Source organism: Ferrimonas senticii DSM 18821, from assembly GCF_000422665.1.
Lineage (GTDB): Bacteria > Pseudomonadota > Gammaproteobacteria > Enterobacterales > Shewanellaceae > Ferrimonas > Ferrimonas senticii.
Genome location: NZ_AUGM01000001.1, coordinates 377,497 through 394,966, shown reverse-complemented (window position 1 = coordinate 394,966; position 17,470 = coordinate 377,497). Strand labels below are relative to the sequence as shown.

The following is a 17,470-nucleotide window of genomic DNA, read 5'->3' as shown; positions in this document are numbered from 1 at the left end:
GAACTGGACACGCTACGGCTATTGATAACGGGCGTTAACCGCTCGAGCCAGTACCGCCAAGGTAGTGCCGTTATGCAACAGGGCGCTGTAGCCTGGGCTTAAATAGCCCAATGCTGCCGCGACCATAATGCCGCTGTTGACCACCTCAGCTAAACGGATGTTACTTTGGATCAACGCCATCGCCTGTTGCGACAGCTGCCGCGCTTCAGCCACCCCCATCAGGTTGTCATTCAGCAAAGTCACGTCAGCGGCCATGTGCGCCAGCTCGGTGCCAGAGGCCATCGCCAAGCCAACATCAGCAGCGGTCAGGGCTGGTGCATCATTGACGCCATCACCGACAAACAACACCTTGTGGCCGTGCGCCTGCAACTGGGTGACAATCTCGGCTTTGCTTTCTGGGGTTGCCTCAGCAAAGTAGCGATCCAGGCCAAGTTGCTCGGTCAGTTGCCGCGCTTTGGCGTCGGTATCGCCGGTTAACAGCACCTGATTTACCACCCCAGCTTGGCGCAGCGCCGCCAGCGTCTCATGCACTTCTGCACGCAAGGTATCGCGCAGGGCAATCACCCCAATCGCTTCACCAGCACTGGAGATAAACAACATGTGTTTACCGGCCTGCTCTAGCTCGCTGATGGTCAGTTCCAACTGATTAAAGTTGACCCCTTCATGGGCTTCGAGAAAGTGGCGTGAACCAATCACCACCTTGGCACCATTAATGGTACTGGTTAGACCGTGGGCTACCACGTACTCCACTTCACCGTGCTCAATGTGCGGCAACTTGGTTTGCTTGGCGGCGTTAACCACCGCTTGCGCCAATGGGTGATTACTGTGCTCCTCCACCGAGGCCGCCAGCGCCAACAGATCTTTGGCGCATTGCTGCTCGGTCATGCAGATCACATCGGTCACTTCCAGATCGCCGTAGGTCAAGGTACCGGTTTTATCGAACACCACGGTATCAACTTGGGCCAACTCTTCCATCGCCCGACCGCCTTTAAGCAATAAGCCTTGCTTAGCGGCGCGGTACATCATCGATTTGAAGGTCACCGGCGTCGATAGCTTGAGGGCGCAGGAGTAGTCCACCAAAAATACCGAGGCCAATCGCTGCAGATCGCCGGTCAGCGCGTATACCGCCGCGCCAATGCCCAAGGTGATCTTAACGCGGCGATCGGCCATCTGCTGGGTCGCCAACTGGGTTTGGCTTTTCTCATCCAAGGCATCGGCAATGATGGCGCTGATCTTGGCGGTGGTGGTTTCGCTGCCGATCTTATCCACCACCATCACGATGTTGCCATCGGCAATCCCGGTACCGGAGTAGAGAAACGCCCCCGGCTCGCGGCGTACCGGCAACGATTCACCGGTTAACGATGCCTGATTGACCAAGGCGGTGCCCGACTCGATGCGACCATCGGCCGGGATCGCATCCCCTGGCCCCAGCAGCACACAGTCACCCACCAGCAATTGTTCGGAGCTGAGCTGTTGCTCGATACCACCGCGACGAACCCACACTTGGCTGTGTTTCGGCTGCATCAACTGCGCCAACAACTCGTCACTGGAGCGGCTGGTGTGTTGCTCCATGTACTCACCCAGCGACAGCAGGCTTTGGGTTAGCATTGCGGTCTTATGATCGCCACGCCAAGCCGATAAACCGATGGCGATGGCATCCAGTACCTCGACCCCGAGCTTACGCTCACGCAGCTGTTCGGCCCCTTCTACCACCAACGGCGCCACTAAGGTTGCGGTGGTCGCGGCGGCCAATGGTTTTGGCAGAAACGCCGCCGCTAACAAGCCCATCAGATTCAGCGCAATATCACCACGGGTGTATTGATGCTCTTCATCATCGATAACTTTCGCTTGCTGCCACTGCCACTCATCGAGCCGCTGTTGCAGCTGCTGTTGTGACAGCAACTGGGGATCGTACTGCACCACGATCGACTGCGCGGTTTCGTTAACCCGCACCGTGCGCACCCCTTGAATGGCCAAAAGCCCATTACGGAGCCAATTACCTATGCCATCAAGCGGCTGCTCTGCAGCGACTTTAAGCCGAACCCGCCCCGGCAGGTGATGCCGGATCTGGATTAGGCTCATTGCTGCTCCTTGTGCAGGTTACGGTAGTATTCCAGCTCCGCTTGCGTGTCTTCCAAGCGCTCTTTCAGCTCCTCAACCTCGCCACGCACGGTTGACCACGCCTTGGTGCCCACGTTGCTGACGCTCTGCTGCACTTTTTTATTGCTGAGCAGATACGCCACCGCGGCACCGGCGATCAACCCGGAGATGAAATGAGTGCGGCCATTTTGCTGGGCATAAGGTTGCGGATAACCTGACTGATAAGGGTTTGGGTAGCCGTTGCCATAAGGCTGCTGTGGCTGATTGCTTGGCGGCATCGCCCCGTAATAGCCAAACGGATCGTTATTGTGGCTCATGCTGCTTTTCCTTCACATCATCAATCAAATACAGGGCGGCGGCACCGCCAAGTAGCAAGGTGGCGACCGACAGGGCTGGACGCCCGGCCATCACCCCACCCATGGCGCTGGCAACACCGCCAGCCGCACCGGCTTTAGACGCATCAATCAATGCTTTTTTGGTTAGCTCGGCGACGTCGATTTCACCGCTTTGATACTGTTGCCATTGGCAGGCAACCGACGCCGTGCCGCCCAGCAAGGCGCTGGCGATCATGGTGCGGGTGGCGGTATTCAGTTCATGACTACTGTTGCTCATGGTTTGGCTCCGCAACCGCTTGCTCTTCGGCAATCGGCGCAGCGACGTCGGCGGCTTCAGCTGGAGTGCGATGACGCGCTACCGACTCTTTAAAACCGGTGGTGCCAGCCTGCATGGCGTCACGCAGAACGTCAGCGCCCATGGCAACCCCGCCGGTCACATTGGAAGCGGTGGTTGACGCCGCGGATTTAACCTTTTCGCCACCGGATTTGAGCAGATCGCCGGCGTTACCCAGCAGCCCCAACAACTGATTGCGAACGTTTTCGTTGCTTAAGATCAGTGCTGCCGCGGCACCGACCATGGCGCCTTTCCAGAACTCTTTGTCGTCAACACCCAGCTTATGCAACAGGTCTTTAAATACCCCGGCTTGCTCGCCCATTAACCCTTCCAGCATGTGCTGCGACTGCGCCATCAAAGGATCAAAGTGATCGTGCTTAGGCTGCTGTGGCTGCGGTGCCATCATCTGCGGATGGTAGCCATGGTAGCCCTGAGGCGGCATCTGTGGCTGCATGTGGTAATAATGCGGGTGCATATGAGGAGGCATGTGCATCTGTGGTGGCATCTGCGGATGCATTGGTTGCTGCATCGGCGCACCGTATGGGTAGCCATAAGGTGGGTAAGGCATGGTTTGTTGTTCGTCCTTGTTAGCCATGATGGCCTCCTGCTTGATAGTAAGGGGTTAACAGTTCAATCAATTGAGTACAGGCCGAATGGGCCTGTTGATGATCAAGGCTGAATGCCTGATCCAATAGCGCTGGCGGCACGATGGCCGGCTGATATTCCAGCAGCACACTGCTGGTATCGGAATTGATTTGGTAACGAGTCAGAGGCTCGAATTGCAATGCGTGCTGCATCGCTTGCTCGGTTTGCTGATTCGCTAGTCTGGCGACCAAGGCAGAGTTAAACCGCAAGCGGATGCGACCGGGAATGTGGTGGGCAACGTGTACCCATTGGCGCAAAGCTAAGATCTCATCGGACAGTTGTGACATGAATGTAAACCATTTGTTGAAGCAGAATATCTGGCGATGCTGCCACAACAACGCGTTAACACACTGGATCTAACTCAATAAACAACGCATTCGTGACATATTTTTTTGGCTAAATTCAGGTAAACTCATTACGGTTAATGCGAATCAGTTTCATTGAGGTTTATCTAGTGTCTGCCTATATCCACAAGACCGACCGGCGTCTGCGAGTACGTTCTGACTACATCCTGCGTAACCCGCAGCAGGTAGAACAACTGATTGATCAGCTTAAGCAAATTGAAGCTATCGACACCATCAGTCACAAGCGGTTTGCCGGCTCGGTGGCGATTACCTTTAACAGCAGCGAAATGTCCGCCGACGATCTGCTCGAAACCGTGGAAAGTCACGGTTGGCTGCGTAGCGAACAGCGCCACGCCTTTGTCGAAAACGCAGTAAAAAACGGCTCAAAAACCCTAGTTAAAGGCATCGCTGCCCTCGCCTTACGGCAATTGGTTGGGCCAACCCTAGCCAAGGCGCTACCAATCTGAGTTCGCCGAATAGCCGAATAAAACCAAACAGGCCGCGCAATTTGCGCGGCCTGTTTGCTTTTGAGGCGTAGCCTCTTAAACGCCGAATTTCTTACGAGCACATTTGCATAAGCCACCGACTTTCGCTGGGCAACTTTTGCATGGCGGTGATTTCAGCGGCAGCTGGGCGATGCTCGATACCGCCGCACGATTGGAGCTAACCGCAGCGCCAATTTGGTTGGCCGCAGTAAATCGAAGGTTATGACCCCCTTCAAACCAACTGAGTAGCGGATTAAGCGGCGTTGCCAGCTCTCGCACTGCGCTCAATCCCGCTTGTTTGGTAATGCCACCCAGTTGCTGCATCACCGTCGCGTTGCTATTGCCAGTAACCGGCGCTGTCGCCACTGGCCGTCTTAACTTGGCCAGCTGTTTATTGCCAGCTTTAGCGACTTTGTTGAGCTTTTTTAACTTCTTTAGTGATGACATACTGCAAGTGATAATTATTATCCATTGCGTTGATTGTCTGCCAAAAATCGCTAAAGCTCCAGTCCCTGCGGTACGAAAAAATCGATAGCCTGAAGAGCAAGTTCGTTATCCTGCGGCAACAAATAAGGGAGCGAATTCGCTCCCTTATGTTGGCTGGACTACTGGTTACTCATTTGGCAACCTACGCCCGTACCACAGTAGGTAAATCGCAGGAATAACAAACAGCGACAACAGTGGTGCGGTGATCATCCCACCGACCATCGGCGCGGCGATCTTTTGCATCACTTCGTTGCCACTGCCGCCGCCCCACATGATCGGCAGCAAGCCAAAGAAGATGGTCGCTACCGTCATCGCTTTCGGTCGAATGCGCATTACCGCCCCTTCCATCAATGCCTGATACAGATCGCCACGATTGAACTCCCGGCCCTGCTTCTCTGCCCGCGCTTTCGCCTGCTCAGTGGCATTATTCAGGTAAACCTGCATCACCACTCCGAACTCGGCGGCCACCCCGGCCAGTGCAATCATACCGACGGCAACCGCCACCGACAGATCGATCTGCAATTGCCACAACAACCAGGCGCTGCCAACCAAGGCAAACGGCAAGCTCAAGAGGATCACTAAGGCTTGGGTCATCGAATTAAAGGTCAGCATCAACAGCAGCAAGATCACCGCCACCATCAGCGGCACCACTAACTCAAGCTTGGCTTGGACGCGCTGCATATACTCGTATTGGCCAGCAAAGCTGACGCTGTAGCGCGGCGGCAACGACAATTCGTTATCCAGCGCGGCGCGTGCGGTTTTGATGTAATCACCAATGGACACCCCATCGATATCGACAAACACCCACGAGATCAGTCGGCCATTTTCACTGGTTAACATTGGCGCGCCGTCGCGCAGCTCAATGGTGGCCAGATTCCCCAGCGGCACGTACTTACCGGTTTTGGTCAGCACTGGTAGGTTACGCAGTTTGTGGATGTCATCGCGCAGCGCCCGCGGGTAGCGAATGTTGATCGGATAGCGCTCTTGCCCTTGGATCGACTCACCAACGGTCATGCCACCAATCGCCATCTGCACTACATCTTGCACCTGTTTTAAGGTCATGCCGTAGCGTGCCGCAGCGGTCAGATCCGGTTTAATGTCGATGTACCGACCACCACCGGTACGCTGGGCAAAAGCGCTACGGGTACCCGGTAGTTTGCTGACGATAGCTTCCACTTCGGCGCCCACTTGCTGCAATTGCTCGACGTTGCCGCCGGCAATCTTGATCCCTACCGGTGTACGCACCCCGGTAGACAGCATATCGATGCGGGTTTTGATCGGCTGCACCCAGGCGTTGGTGATCCCCGGCACCTTCACGGTACGCTGCAGCTCATCAATGATGTCCGCCATCTCGATGCCGTCACGCCACTGATCGCGTGGTTTGAGCATGATGGTGGTTTCCAGCATGGTCAGCGGCGCTGGATCGGTGGCGGTATCGGCACGGCCAACCTTACCGAATACCCGCTCGACCTCGGGAATGGTTTTAATCAAGCGGTCGGTTTGTTGCAGTAGCTCCGATGCCTTACCGGCACTTAGCCCCGGTAAGGTGGTCGGCATATACAGCAGATCGCCTTCGTCCAGCTCGGGCATAAACTCACTGCCCAGCTGCGACAGCGGATAGTAAGCCGAGCCTAAGATCAACAGCGCTGCCAGCACCGTGACTTTAGGGAAGCGCAGCACCGCCTTAAGCAGCGGCGTGTAGCCCGCGATCAGCAGTCGGCTTAATGGATTTTTACGCTCCGACGGGATCTTGCCGCGCACCAAGTAGCCCATCAGCACCGGGATTAAGGTGATCGCCAGCAGCGCTGAGGCGGCCATCGCAAAGGTTTTGGTGTACGCCAGCGGGTGGAATAAGCGTCCCTCTTGCGCCTCCAAGGCAAATACCGGCACAAAGCTTAAGGTGATGATCAGCAAACTGAAAAACAGCGCCGGGCCAACTTCGACGGCGGCTTGCTGCACCAATTGCCAATGGGCGGCACCTCGGGGCGCTTGGCCGTCATGTTCTTCACGGTAATGCTCTAGATGCTTGTGGAGGTTTTCCACCATCACAATCGCCGCATCCACCACCGCGCCAATGGCAATGGCAATGCCGCCAAGGCTCATAATGTTGGCGTTAACGCCAATTAAGCGCATGGCGATAAAGCTTATCAGGATCGCCAGCGGCAATGAGATCACCGCCACCAACGTTGAGCGGGCATGCAACAGGAACAGTAAACACACCAGCGCGACGACCGCCATCTCCTCAATCACTTTCGATTTTAGGTTATCAACCGAGCGCAAGATGAGACTGGAGCGATCGTAGGTGATCCGCAGCTCAACCCCTTCCGGTAGACCGCCCTCAAGCTCCAGCAGTTTCGCTTTGACGTTATCAATGGTTTGCAGGGCATTTTCGCCAAAGCGCATCACTACGATGCCACCGACCACTTCACCCTCGCCGTCCAGCTCAGCGATGCCACGACGAGCGCTGGGACCGGTGCGGATGGTGGCCACATCTTTCATCAACACCGGAGTACCGGACGCGGATAACACCCCTAATGGGATCTCGGCAAAATCGGCAATACTCTGGCGATAGCCGGAGGCGGTGATCATGTACTCCGCTTCAGCCATCTCCAGCACTGAACCGCCGACCGAGCTGTTGGCGCTGTCCAGGGCACTTTTAACCGCCATTAGATCCAGTTGATAGAGCGCCAGTTTGTGCGGATCGACCACCAACTGATAGCTGAGCTCCATGCCGCCAACGGTGGCGATCTCAGATACCCCAGCAACACTTTGCAGTTCCAGCTTTAAAAACCAATCTTGCAGCGAACGTAGTTGTGCCAGATCGTGCTTACCGGTGGTATCCACCAAGGCGTATTGAAACACCCAGCCAACCCCAGAGGCATCCGGTCCCAACGCTGGGGTTACCCCTTGCGGCAGCTGCCCTTGGATCTGCGACAGGTATTCCAGCACCCGCGAACGGGCCCAATAGATGTCGGTGCCATCTTCGAAAATCACGTAAACGAACGAATCGCCAAACATCGAAAAACCGCGCACGGTTTTAGCGCCGGGCACCGACAGCATCGCACTGGAGAGTGGATAGGTGATCTGCTGTTCCACCAACTGCGGCGCTTGGCCTGGGTAGGCGGTTTTAATGATCACCTGCACATCAGACAAGTCTGGCAAAGCATCCAGCGGCGTGGTGCGCATCGCTTGCCAACCCAGCAACGCCACCACTGCGGTAAGTACCAGCACCAACAACCGCTGCCGCAGTGAGGCACGAATAATTGCAGCTAACATCGCGCCTCCTAGTGGTTGTGCTCAGACGGTTTGGCGTCAGCGCTTAAGCGGCGCAGGCTGCCTTGAATGCTGGCTTCGGAATCCAGCAAAAACTGACCCGATACCACCACTTGGTCGCCTTCATTAAGACCACTGAGGACCTCGGCTTTGCCTTGACTGATCATCCCCAGCGTCACCGCCACCGCACTGAAACTGTCGTCGCGGCGCTTAACCACCACTCGGTTTTCACGGCCGGTTTGGATCAGCGCTTCGGTCGGCACAATCAGCAAATTACGACGCGCGCCGCCGTACAGTTCGACATCCACCAACGAGCCCGGACGCAGCACCTCATCGGCGTTGTCGAGTTTGATCCGCACCTGCATTGCGCGGGTCACCGGATCAAGGGTTGGATAGAGGTAATCAATTACCCCTTCGCGGGCAAAGATCCCCTGCGAGGCGGCGGTGACATCGGCAAAATTGCCGACTTTGAGCCAGCTCTGCTCATTTTCAAAAACATCGGCAATCACCCAAACGCTGCGCAGATCCACCAGCTCGATTTGGGTTTCACCAGGCTGAATGTACATACCATCACGCAGATTTAGCTGACTGACAATACCGCTTTGCGGGGCGTAAAACGGCACCCGATACAGGCTGGATTTGGTCCGCTCTAACTGGGCAATCACCGACTCATCAACCCCCAGCAGTTGCAACCGTAACCGCGCTTTACGCAGCAGCGCTTGGCCATCTCGGCGCTGTTGTAGGTAATCCAGCGCTTGCAGGTAATCATCTTGGGCAGTTACCAGCTCAGGCGAGTACAGCTGATATAACAGCTCGCCCTTGTTAATGCGCTGACCGACGTTGTGCACTTGGGTTCCCTCTACCCAACCGGTGACTCGAGTGTGGATATGGCTAATCGCATCTTGGTTGTATTCCACGGTGCCAAGGGTTGGCAGGTAACGCCACAAGGTGCCGCGTTCAACCGCAGCGGTACGCACCGCCAGCGCCTGCTGCATATCTCCAGAGACATTGACCTCGATGGCATCGGCACTGCCGCCAACGGTTACCGGCTCCAGATCCATGCCACAAATCGGGCAGGTATCGCCCTCTTCGCCAACGATGTGTGGGTGCATTGGGCACAGGTATTGAGTGGTCGTCTCGCTGCTGGTCGCCGACGGCAAAGCACTCGGTAGCGGCGCCAGCGCGGCCGCAACCGGCGACGCCACAGGCTCAGGATGATTGTGAGCGGCGTGCGGATCGCTATCGGCTGGCACCGGTTCATTGATGAACATGTTGCAGATTGAACAACGATCGTTCAGTGCACCGGTTTCATCCGGATGCATTGGGCAGCGGTACAACGGCTCAGCGGTGGCGGCTGGCACTGGTTCGTTTATGAACATGTTACAGATTGAACAGCGGTCGTTCAGCGCACCGGTTTCATCCGGGTGCATTGGGCAACGGTACAACTGTTCAGCGGTGGCGGCTGGGATCGGCTCGTTGATGAACATGTTACAGATTGAACAGCGATCATTCAGTGCACCGGTTTCATCCGGGTGCATTGGACAGCGATGAGTCGCGGCAGCAGCCGACTCAGTTGCAGAATTCGGAGTGATTTCGGCGTAGCTGGGTACGGCGCTGCCCAAAAGCAGTGCCGCCAGCAGCCAACCGTAGGTATGGCTGATTTTCATAGACTCCCCCAACCGTTAGTGGCTGTGGTGGGCGTGGCCGCCCGCTATGCCACCACGGGTCAACTTCATGCCGCATTTCGGGCACTCATCACCCATCTGGCCAGTAACCTTTGGATGCATCGGACAAGCAAAGCCTGCCAATGGCTCTAATGCCATACCGCACTTAGGGCATTCGTCACCGGCTTGGCCGGTAATGCTCGGGTTCATCGGGCATGCGTGAGTCGCTGCACCGTGTCCCTGATGGTGCTTCATTTTGCTTTTACAGCCTGGCTTATGCTGGCCATGAGGGCAGGAATCAGCTGTGCCGGTAGCCTCAAGCTTCATGCCGCATTTCGGGCATTCATCCCCCTGCTGGCCGGTCACTTGCGGATGCATTGGGCATGCATAAGCAGCCACTTCAGTAGACTGAGCTTGATGATGCTGACCGTGATGTGGGTCATTCGCGTTGGCCGCAGAAAACGGTGAGGTAAAGGTTAACAATGCCGCCAGTAGCGCAGCAGAACAGGAGTACAACGTTTTCATGGAAATCTCCAAGCGGTGATCGGTCACCGTAATACCATAGCAATCGCTGCGCTGCATCTATCTGCAGTCGCGAGCGAAACAATAAATTTACTTTAAGTTACTGAGGGCTTACGCCAACGGAGGTGGGGAGTCTGGGAACAGAGTAACCGAAGTAAAATCTGGCAAGGATGCGCGGGCGCGCGGACCATGAAAATAGGGAAATGAAGCTTGTTCGGCAAACAACGCGGCAACCACCGAGATCACCTGACACTGGCCGCATTCTCCAGCGCAATTATCGTCGCTGCAGTAGTGTCCTTGACCATGTTGATCGACATCACTGTGGCTCAGTGATGCGAGCGGCAAATTATGTTGCTGGTCGCCATGGCAACTCATTGGCTCAACGGTGGTCGCTAGTTGGAGCGGGCCAGACATTGGCGCAGCGATATGGATACGCGCAGTGGCGCCCTGACACAACAGCGCCAGTAGCAACAGCAACACTCCAAATGATCGCGTCAAAGCCAAGGTTGATATCCATTAACAGTTATTATCGACAGTTTACCACTCTCTGGTGGCATCAACTAAGACTCTAACTTACTTCAGTTAGTTTCCATTAAGTTGCAGCTATTTTTGCAGCGCTGAGATGATAAAAACGCCGCGACAGTGATTGCGCCACGGCGTTTTACTCATTGCGTTGGCTTACGCAGCGGTGAGCAGTAGCAGCATAAATCCAACCGCTACCAACAACATCAGCAGTTGCCGTTTGTGCTCGCGGGTATGCATACACTACCTCCTAGGCTGTTCCCTTATCGCTATCATAGGCAGCTAGATCGGTCGCAACAATCAACTTCGGATGGCGGCAGAACGCTTTGTTGATCGCCATCAATCGGCTTAGGGCGTGTTGACGTTTGGTGTTCAGAATTTGGTCGAGGATAGCGACTGTCAATCAAGGATTGCGATTAAAGGCATAGTGGCTCTACGTCGAAATCGTATGACGAAGAGTGACAGCCGCTAGTCCGACCCTGCAAGGCGCCCCTCAGTGAGAGCAGAACCGCAAAAATAACCAATCAAGATCAATTGGCTTTCAAAAACAGCCAATAATGGGCGCAAAAATATGCAGCAAAGGTCAACACGCCCTAGCTACAGCCATAAAAAAGGGTTCTGAATCGCTTCAGAACCCGTTGTTATCGCTCGGTTTAACCGAATATAACCGCTTTAAGCTTCAGCTTCCGCTTCATCCGCACCACGAGGCTTACGGCCTTTTACGCAGCCCATGATTTCACGAAAGTGCGGACGGATCTCTCGCATCAGTTCGTGCTTGCTGTTCTTCATCATTACTTCGCCCAGCAGCTTTAGGCCAAAGGCAAAAGCGGCGGTGTCGTTTTTATCCAGCTCAAGACGCTTAAGCTTTTCAACGATGGTGAACAGTTCATCGTGGTTGCGTACGGCAAAGTCTAACGATTGATCGGCAATTGGATTGCCTTTCTTATCTTCTTTGTACTCAACGTGAAATTGATACAGGTGGCCTTTCATTCTGTGCTCCTATCAATTGCTAATTACAGCTTCATTGCCGCTTCAACGTTATCCAACATCATATCCAGCGCTTCGATACCACCGTCGGTCAGGTACCAAGTATCGCCTGGCTGCAGGAACACCACACGACCATTTTTATGGGCGTCGGTCTGCATGATCAGTTCGTTGTTCATCAGCATGGTCGCAGATTTAGCATTGCGGCCTACCGCGACGTCTTTATCCAAAATGAACAGGTAATCTGGGTTCTTCTGTACGAACAGTTCGTAAGAGGAGGTGTTGCCGTGGTTTACGTCAACGCCAACCGCTTGGTTGTTAAAGCCGATGTCGTGAGTAATCAACGACATCCGGCCTTTATCACCCAATACGTGCAAGGAACCACCGGTGAACAGACCCAGCATCGCGGTTTTGTCGTCCGCCTGCGCGCGCATTGCGGCGATGCGATCGCTATACTGCTTGATCACCTCAGCCACCTCCGCCTGCTTGCCGAAGATCTCGCCGTGACGGATCAGGTTAGCTTTAAAGCCTTCAAAGAAACCGCTTTGGTATTCCACGTAGCTGGCTACGGTTGGCGCGATCATCGAAAACGTCTTGTACTGACGCACGGTACGGTCGGAGGAGAAGATCATATCTGGCTGCAGCGACATCAGCGCTTCCAGATCCAACTCTTTCATGGTGCCGAGGTTAACGATCTTTGGATCGTCAGCGTACTTCTGCAGGTGCGCAGGTACCGCCGAGCTTTTCACCATACCAACAATGCGATCACCCAGACCCAACTGGTCCAAGATATCAACGGTGGTGTAGTTCAACGCCGCGATGCGCTCTGGCATGTACGGCACTTCCAGTTTGATTGGCTGCTTCTTGTCGTTAACGGTGGTGATGTCGATGGTGCCAGCCGCTAGCGCGCTACCAGCGAAACCGATACACAGCGCCAGTGCGCCTGCCAGTTTGGTTAGAGTCTTGTTCATGGGTTGATCCTTAACGCAAAGTTAGTAATAGATGGCGATGGCTTTGCCATTCATCTGTTGAATTTCAAAATCGACGTTGTACAGCGCCTTTAGGTGCTCTGAAGTCATCAGCGCTTCGGCGGTATCAAACTTGTACAACTGGCCCTGTTTAAAGGCGGCAATGTAGTCGGAGTAGCAAGAGGCGAAGTTAATCTCGTGCAGCACCACCACAATGGTTTTGCCCAGTTCGTCACACATCCGCCGCAGGGTCTTCATCATCTGCGAGGAGTGGTAGATATCAAGGTTGTTGGTCGGCTCATCGAGGATGATGTAGTCGGTATCCTGCGCCAGCACCATCGCGATGTAAGCGCGCTGACGCTGACCGCCGGAGAGCGCATCGATATGACGATCGGCAAAGTCGTGCAGCTCCATGTAGCTGATCGCCTGCTCGACCATCATTTTATCGTCTTCGGTCAGCTTGCCGCCACAGTGCGGGAAACGGCCAAAGGCCACCAATTCACGTACGGTCAGCTTCATAGTGACGTTGTTGTGCTGAGTCAGAATCGACAGGCGCTTGGCCAGCTCGGTGCTGTTCCAATCACCCAGTTCAATGCCATCCACCTCTACCCGACCGCTGTCGCGATCCAACAGGCGCGCGATCATGTGCAGCACCGTGGATTTACCGGCGCCGTTAGGGCCAATAAAAGAGATCAGTTTGCCTTTTGGCAGTTCAAAACTAACGTCGCTAACGACTTTTTTGCTGCCGTAAGATTTGGAGATATTGCTGATTTTAATCATTACAGCTGTTGCCCTTTCACAATCAGGTAGAGGAAGTACGCGCCACCAAAGACGTTGATAAATACCGAGATAACCGAGCCGAAGGTAAACACGTGCTCAATCAATAGCTGCCCCATCAGCAGCACAATCACGCCGGCGAAGAACGAGCCCAGCAGCAGATAGCGGTGACGGTAGGTTTGCAAAAATTCGCGGGCAACGTTGGCGATGATCAGACCTAAGAACGAGATCGGCCCCACCAGCGCGGTAGCGATGGTGATAAAGATGGTGACCCCCAGCAGCAGCTTAACCACCACCTTGTCGTAATTAACCCCAAGGTTGATCGCTTGATGCTTACCCAGAGTGATCACATCCAGCAGCATGATCTCTTTGCGCAGCCACACAATCACCGCCACGATTAGCGCCGCCGCCAACCACAGAATGTCGGCGTTAACGTTGTTGAAACCGGCGATCAGGCTGTTCAGCAACATGTCGTATTCGTTCGGATCCATCGCCCGAAGCAAAGTGTCGGAGATGCTGCCAAACAGGGTTGCCATCACGGTGCCGGAAAGCAGCACAAACAGAATGTTGTAGTTGGTTTTCTTAAACAGATAGCCGTAGATCAGGGTTGATAGCACCGACATCAGCACCACATCGATGCAAAACGCGATGTTCTTATCCGCCGACAGATCACTGGTGGCGCCAAACACAAACGCCACCGCGGTATGGATCAGAATGTACAGCGCGTTCATCCCCAGCAAGCAGGGGGTAACGATGCGGTTGTTGATGATCGACTGGAACACCATGGTGGCCATACCAATACAGAACGCCGCAACGATGATCGCCACCAATTTCGGGGTGCGCAGCATCATCGCAAATTCAATAAAGCGCCAGTCGACAAAGATAAACTGGTACACCGCCGCCAGAATCAGGCTGATCACCGCCATCGCGGTGACCTTTTGCAGCGGCAAATTACGCGGCGCCGGATTATTCAATACAGTCATGCCGTTACTCCTTCGCCGGGCTTAGGCGTTTAAACATCAACACCAAAAACACCACACTGCCGACCACGCCAGCAATCAGGTTAATCGGTAACTCATACGGGAAGATCACCAAGCGACCAAAGATGTCACAGGCCAGCACAAAGAGCGCGCCGAACAGCGACACGTCCAGCAGACAGCCGCGAATGTTATCACCACGGAACATCGCCACAATGTTCGGCACGATCAGTCCCAGATAGGCCACTGCACCAACAGTAACCACAATGCTGGCGGTCAGCAGCGCCGCAATCGACAGCCCGGCAAACAGCAGCAGGTTGTAGTTCACGCCCAAGTTCTTGGCGAAGCTCTCGCCCAGGCCAACGATGTTGAAATGATTGGCAAACCAGTAAGAGACAATCAGCAGCGGCACCACTAAGAAGACCACTTCATATTGGCCCTTAATGATCAGCGAGAAGTCGCCCACCAACGCCCCCTGCAGGGACTGCATTACGTCGTAGACGTAGGCAAAGTGGGTAGTAATACCGCCAACCACGTTGCCAAGCATGATGCCGATTAGCGGCACCATGATGATGTCTTTAAATTTGATCTTCTGGGTGAAGTAGATAAACACCCAAGTACCCAGAATTGAGGTAACAAAAGCGATGGCGGTTTTCTGCCACAAGCTGGTGTCGGTGAACCAGATCAGCGACAGCAGTACCCCCAACTGGGCAAAAGCCACAGTCGAGCCAGTAGTTGGCGACACGAACTTGTTCATGCACAGGTTCTGCATCAGCAGACCGGCAACACTCATGCCGACTCCGGTACAGAGGATCGCCATCAAACGTGGCAAACGGGAGATCAGCAGCACATTCAGCTGCTCTAGATCGCCAGCCATGATCGCGGCGATGGAGACATCCATAGCGCCGATAAACAGCGAAATGGTGCCCAGCACCACAATCGCCACGGCCATCAGGATTGAATATTTGTAGTATTGCATTTCGGCGAATTTACTTACTTTTCTAACGCATCAAGCCCCATGCCTGAAATCAGGGATGGGGCTGTCGTGTCGCTAAGGGTTAGCGTGAACTGGCAAGGCTTAGAACTTCATGTCGAAGGTTAAGCGCCATTCCATTGGATCCAGCGCGGCGTCATTGTCGCTATCACGCTCGCTCTGCAGGAAGTTGTAAGCGCCAAAGCTGACCGCGTAGGTGTCGCCAAAGTTCTTCTTCACCGCAGCGTTGAAGTTGTAGTAGTCGAAGATGGTGTACTTGCCGGTCTTGCCATTAACGCTGGCGAAGTCACCGAAGTAGTTACCCCAAACATTCACAGTCAAATCATGTTCGTTGTTGGTGTAACCCAGATCCAAACCAAAGTTATCTTCCGCGGTACCAGACAGGCGCACACGACCTTGGTTCGCGCCGCCGTAGATCTTTTCACCTTCCAGAACTTCCGCATCAATGTGGTTGTAGCTGACAGTCACATCCAGCTGCTCAGTCATGCGGTAAGCCAGCTCGGTTTCAATGCCGCGAATTTCTACTTCGCCAACATTGACTCGTAGCCAGTCACCTTTCGGATTTTTGTCGTCAACGAACGAACAATTGCTGCTGTAGTCACACTTTTCACGGTGCAGGAAGTCAGTCACATCGTTGAAGTACCAACCGACGTTCACATCAACACGATCGCCACGGTATTCGTAACGCAGTTCGTAGTTTTTCGACTCTTCCGGTTTCAGATCTGGGTTACCCCAGAAGGTGCCGATGCCAGTCGCTTCGGTACCGTACAGCTGCATCAGGGTCGGTGCTTTGTAGCCGGTACCAACGTTGGCTTTCAGGCGGTGATCTTCGATCACTTCCCAAGTGCTTCCCAACTGGTAAGTAGTTTGGCCACCAAAGGTTTCATGGTCGTCGTAACGCACCGATGGCACCAAGAATACCCGCTCATCAAACAGCGAAATTTCATCTTGCAGGAATACCGCAAAACGATTCAGCGATTCGCTGGTTACTTCGGTATCCGCTTTATCAACCACGAATTCGCCGCCAACCAAGAAGGTATGGGTTTCATTAAATTCCCAAGCCACTTGGCCATCAACCACGATATCTTGAAACAGATCGGTGTGACCGTTGTTGAGGTTTTCAGTACGGTTGTAAGAGACGCCGGCAGAGTAGTTCAGTTCGTCGGTGTAACCGTCCCAGATCAGCGCAGTATTGAGCAGAGTACGGTCAGTATCACGGCTAACAACGTTGTCGGTGTACTCTTTGTTGCGATCAACGATGTAACCAACTTCAGTACGCACGCGGTTATCGTCATTTACCTGATAGCCCACAGTAGCGTTGATGTTGCCCAAGTATCCGTCACCGGTTTTGGTGGTGCCGCTGCCATCTGGTTTGTCTTCTTCGATACCAGCAACGTCAGCGAAGTTGGCGGCGATGGTGCCATCCCAGTTACCGTTAACGCCGAAGTCATGGACCATGCTCAGCTTGGTGGTGGAGTTACCAACGGTGGCCGAGAACACGGTCATTGGCTCAACCGACTGCTTGGTGATGATGTTGATTACACCACCAATGGCGTTAGCGCCGTACATTGCGCCCGCTTGACCACGCAGCACTTCGATACGCTCGATGTTATTCACGTTCAGGGTGGAGGTGATCATTGACTGGAAGTCTTTGATGTTTTCCAGACCGCCCGGCTTACGGCCATTCACCAGAATCACGGTGTAGTCGGCGCCCAAACCACGGATGTTAACCCCGCCCTTCTGCGCCCCCATCTGCACGTTGCCGGCTTTGGTCAGCACGTCACGTACGGTCACTGCGCCCATGTTTTCGATATCGGCCGCACTGAACAACTCTGTGGTGTTTGGCACGTTTTCGATCAAGTTAGCAGTACGGGTACCGGTAACTACGATCTGTTCGATCTCGTCAGAGGCGGTTTGCGCCCAAACTGGCGCGGTAGTGGCAGCTAGCAAGGCAGCGCTAACAGAAAGAGCAAGAAAATTACGGTTCATCACTACGTCTCAAAATGATGTTATCTGGTTATATCGCGGTCGGTGGTTCGACTAAGCCCAACCGCGACCGT

The 17,470-nt window shown here is 54.3% G+C and carries 17 protein-coding genes; 1 reads left to right on the top strand and 16 read right to left on the bottom strand.

What is annotated here, in order from left to right; all coding sequences use genetic code 11:
• Positions 1-18 precede the first annotated feature (18 nt).
• From G506_RS0101845 to G506_RS0101825, 5 genes are read right to left on the bottom strand one after another with little or no spacing between them, the layout of a single operon-like run.
• A complete protein-coding gene (locus G506_RS0101845) occupies positions 19-2,082 on the bottom strand; it encodes a heavy metal translocating P-type ATPase (protein WP_028115390.1) in 2,064 nt (687 codons plus the stop codon).
• Positions 2,079-2,417 carry a YtxH domain-containing protein gene (locus G506_RS0101840; protein ID WP_028115389.1) on the bottom strand — a complete coding sequence of 113 codons (339 nt, stop codon included), beginning with the start codon at positions 2,415-2,417 and terminating at the stop codon, positions 2,079-2,081. The genes G506_RS0101845 and G506_RS0101840 overlap by 4 nt, the downstream gene beginning before the upstream one ends.
• Complete coding sequence (locus tag G506_RS0101835; RefSeq protein WP_028115388.1) at positions 2,404-2,712, bottom strand: magnetosome protein MamC family protein; 309 nt, start codon at positions 2,710-2,712, stop codon at positions 2,404-2,406. The genes G506_RS0101840 and G506_RS0101835 overlap by 14 nt, the downstream gene beginning before the upstream one ends.
• On the bottom strand, positions 2,699-3,364 hold the full coding sequence (locus G506_RS18465; RefSeq protein WP_051201816.1) for a hypothetical protein: 666 nt from the start codon (positions 3,362-3,364) through the stop codon (positions 2,699-2,701). Before G506_RS18465 ends, G506_RS0101835 begins: the two co-directional genes overlap by 14 nt.
• Complete coding sequence (locus G506_RS0101825; RefSeq protein WP_028115387.1) at positions 3,357-3,701, bottom strand: hypothetical protein; 345 nt, start codon at positions 3,699-3,701, stop codon at positions 3,357-3,359. Before G506_RS0101825 ends, G506_RS18465 begins: the two co-directional genes overlap by 8 nt.
• A gap of 167 nt (positions 3,702-3,868) precedes the next feature.
• Here G506_RS0101825 and G506_RS0101820 point away from each other — a divergent pair, with 167 nt between their 5' ends.
• Entirely contained in the window at positions 3,869-4,225 is a 357-nt protein-coding gene (locus G506_RS0101820) for an HMA2 domain-containing protein (protein WP_028115386.1), read from the top strand.
• A gap of 75 nt (positions 4,226-4,300) precedes the next feature.
• Here the strand turns inward: G506_RS0101820 and G506_RS0101815 are convergent, their stop codons facing one another.
• The 11 genes from G506_RS0101815 to G506_RS0101760 form a co-directional block, all read right to left on the bottom strand.
• Positions 4,301-4,609: a hypothetical protein gene (locus G506_RS0101815; RefSeq protein ID WP_205619451.1), complete on the bottom strand. Its 309-nt coding sequence runs from the start codon at positions 4,607-4,609 to the stop codon at positions 4,301-4,303.
• Positions 4,610-4,855: 246 nt separating this feature from the next.
• On the bottom strand, positions 4,856-8,005 hold the full coding sequence (locus tag G506_RS0101810; protein ID WP_028115384.1) for an efflux RND transporter permease subunit: 3,150 nt from the start codon (positions 8,003-8,005) through the stop codon (positions 4,856-4,858).
• 8 nt (positions 8,006-8,013) lie between these two features.
• On the bottom strand, positions 8,014-9,669 hold the full coding sequence (locus tag G506_RS18460) for an efflux RND transporter periplasmic adaptor subunit (RefSeq protein ID WP_051201815.1): 1,656 nt from the start codon (positions 9,667-9,669) through the stop codon (positions 8,014-8,016).
• Between the two features lie 15 nt (positions 9,670-9,684).
• Positions 9,685-10,191 (bottom strand): heavy metal-binding domain-containing protein, encoded by a 507-nt coding sequence (locus G506_RS18455; RefSeq protein ID WP_035386958.1) that lies wholly within the window; start codon positions 10,189-10,191, stop codon positions 9,685-9,687.
• Between the two features lie 108 nt (positions 10,192-10,299).
• Complete coding sequence (locus tag G506_RS0101795) at positions 10,300-10,686, bottom strand: hypothetical protein (protein ID WP_169628059.1); 387 nt, start codon at positions 10,684-10,686, stop codon at positions 10,300-10,302.
• A 696-nt stretch (positions 10,687-11,382) separates the two neighbouring features.
• The gene (locus G506_RS0101785) at positions 11,383-11,700 is read right to left on the bottom strand and encodes a DUF3861 domain-containing protein (protein ID WP_028115382.1); all 318 of its coding nucleotides are present in this window, start codon (positions 11,698-11,700) and stop codon (positions 11,383-11,385) included.
• Between the two features lie 23 nt (positions 11,701-11,723).
• Positions 11,724-12,665 carry a siderophore ABC transporter substrate-binding protein gene (locus G506_RS0101780; protein ID WP_028115381.1) on the bottom strand — a complete coding sequence of 314 codons (942 nt, stop codon included), beginning with the start codon at positions 12,663-12,665 and terminating at the stop codon, positions 11,724-11,726.
• 21 nt (positions 12,666-12,686) lie between these two features.
• Complete coding sequence (locus G506_RS0101775) at positions 12,687-13,442, bottom strand: iron ABC transporter ATP-binding protein (RefSeq protein ID WP_205619450.1); 756 nt, start codon at positions 13,440-13,442, stop codon at positions 12,687-12,689.
• Entirely contained in the window at positions 13,442-14,422 is a 981-nt protein-coding gene (locus G506_RS0101770; RefSeq protein WP_051201813.1) for an iron chelate uptake ABC transporter family permease subunit, read from the bottom strand. Before G506_RS0101770 ends, G506_RS0101775 begins: the two co-directional genes overlap by 1 nt.
• Positions 14,423-14,426: 4 nt before the next feature.
• Entirely contained in the window at positions 14,427-15,395 is a 969-nt protein-coding gene (locus G506_RS18450; protein WP_084631069.1) for an ABC transporter permease, read from the bottom strand.
• Between the two features lie 99 nt (positions 15,396-15,494).
• Positions 15,495-17,399: a TonB-dependent receptor plug domain-containing protein gene (locus tag G506_RS0101760; protein WP_028115378.1), complete on the bottom strand. Its 1,905-nt coding sequence runs from the start codon at positions 17,397-17,399 to the stop codon at positions 15,495-15,497.
• Between the last annotated feature and the right edge of the window lie 71 nt (positions 17,400-17,470).

Bases quoted from the DNA above. Each gene is read 5' to 3' on its own strand.
- G506_RS18450 (WP_084631069.1), bottom strand. From the start codon at position 15,395: ATGCAATACTACAAATATTCAATCCTGATGGCCGTGGCGATTGTGGTG.
- G506_RS0101840 (WP_028115389.1), bottom strand. From the start codon at position 2,417: ATGAGCCACAATAACGATCCGTTTGGCTATTACGGGGCGATGCCGCCA.
- G506_RS0101775 (WP_205619450.1), bottom strand. From the start codon at position 13,442: ATGATTAAAATCAGCAATATCTCCAAATCTTACGGCAGCAAAAAAGTC.
- G506_RS0101785 (WP_028115382.1), bottom strand. From the start codon at position 11,700: ATGAAAGGCCACCTGTATCAATTTCACGTTGAGTACAAAGAAGATAAG.
- G506_RS18460 (WP_051201815.1), bottom strand. From the start codon at position 9,669: ATGAAAATCAGCCATACCTACGGTTGGCTGCTGGCGGCACTGCTTTTG.
- G506_RS0101810 (WP_028115384.1), bottom strand. From the start codon at position 8,005: ATGTTAGCTGCAATTATTCGTGCCTCACTGCGGCAGCGGTTGTTGGTG.
- G506_RS0101835 (WP_028115388.1), bottom strand. From the start codon at position 2,712: ATGAGCAACAGTAGTCATGAACTGAATACCGCCACCCGCACCATGATC.
- G506_RS0101760 (WP_028115378.1), bottom strand. From the start codon at position 17,399: ATGAACCGTAATTTTCTTGCTCTTTCTGTTAGCGCTGCCTTGCTAGCT.
- G506_RS0101845 (WP_028115390.1), bottom strand. From the start codon at position 2,082: ATGAGCCTAATCCAGATCCGGCATCACCTGCCGGGGCGGGTTCGGCTT.
- G506_RS0101780 (WP_028115381.1), bottom strand. From the start codon at position 12,665: ATGAACAAGACTCTAACCAAACTGGCAGGCGCACTGGCGCTGTGTATC.
- G506_RS18465 (WP_051201816.1), bottom strand. From the start codon at position 3,364: ATGGCTAACAAGGACGAACAACAAACCATGCCTTACCCACCTTATGGC.
- G506_RS18455 (WP_035386958.1), bottom strand. From the start codon at position 10,191: ATGAAAACGTTGTACTCCTGTTCTGCTGCGCTACTGGCGGCATTGTTA.
- G506_RS0101825 (WP_028115387.1), bottom strand. From the start codon at position 3,701: ATGTCACAACTGTCCGATGAGATCTTAGCTTTGCGCCAATGGGTACAC.
- G506_RS0101770 (WP_051201813.1), bottom strand. From the start codon at position 14,422: ATGACTGTATTGAATAATCCGGCGCCGCGTAATTTGCCGCTGCAAAAG.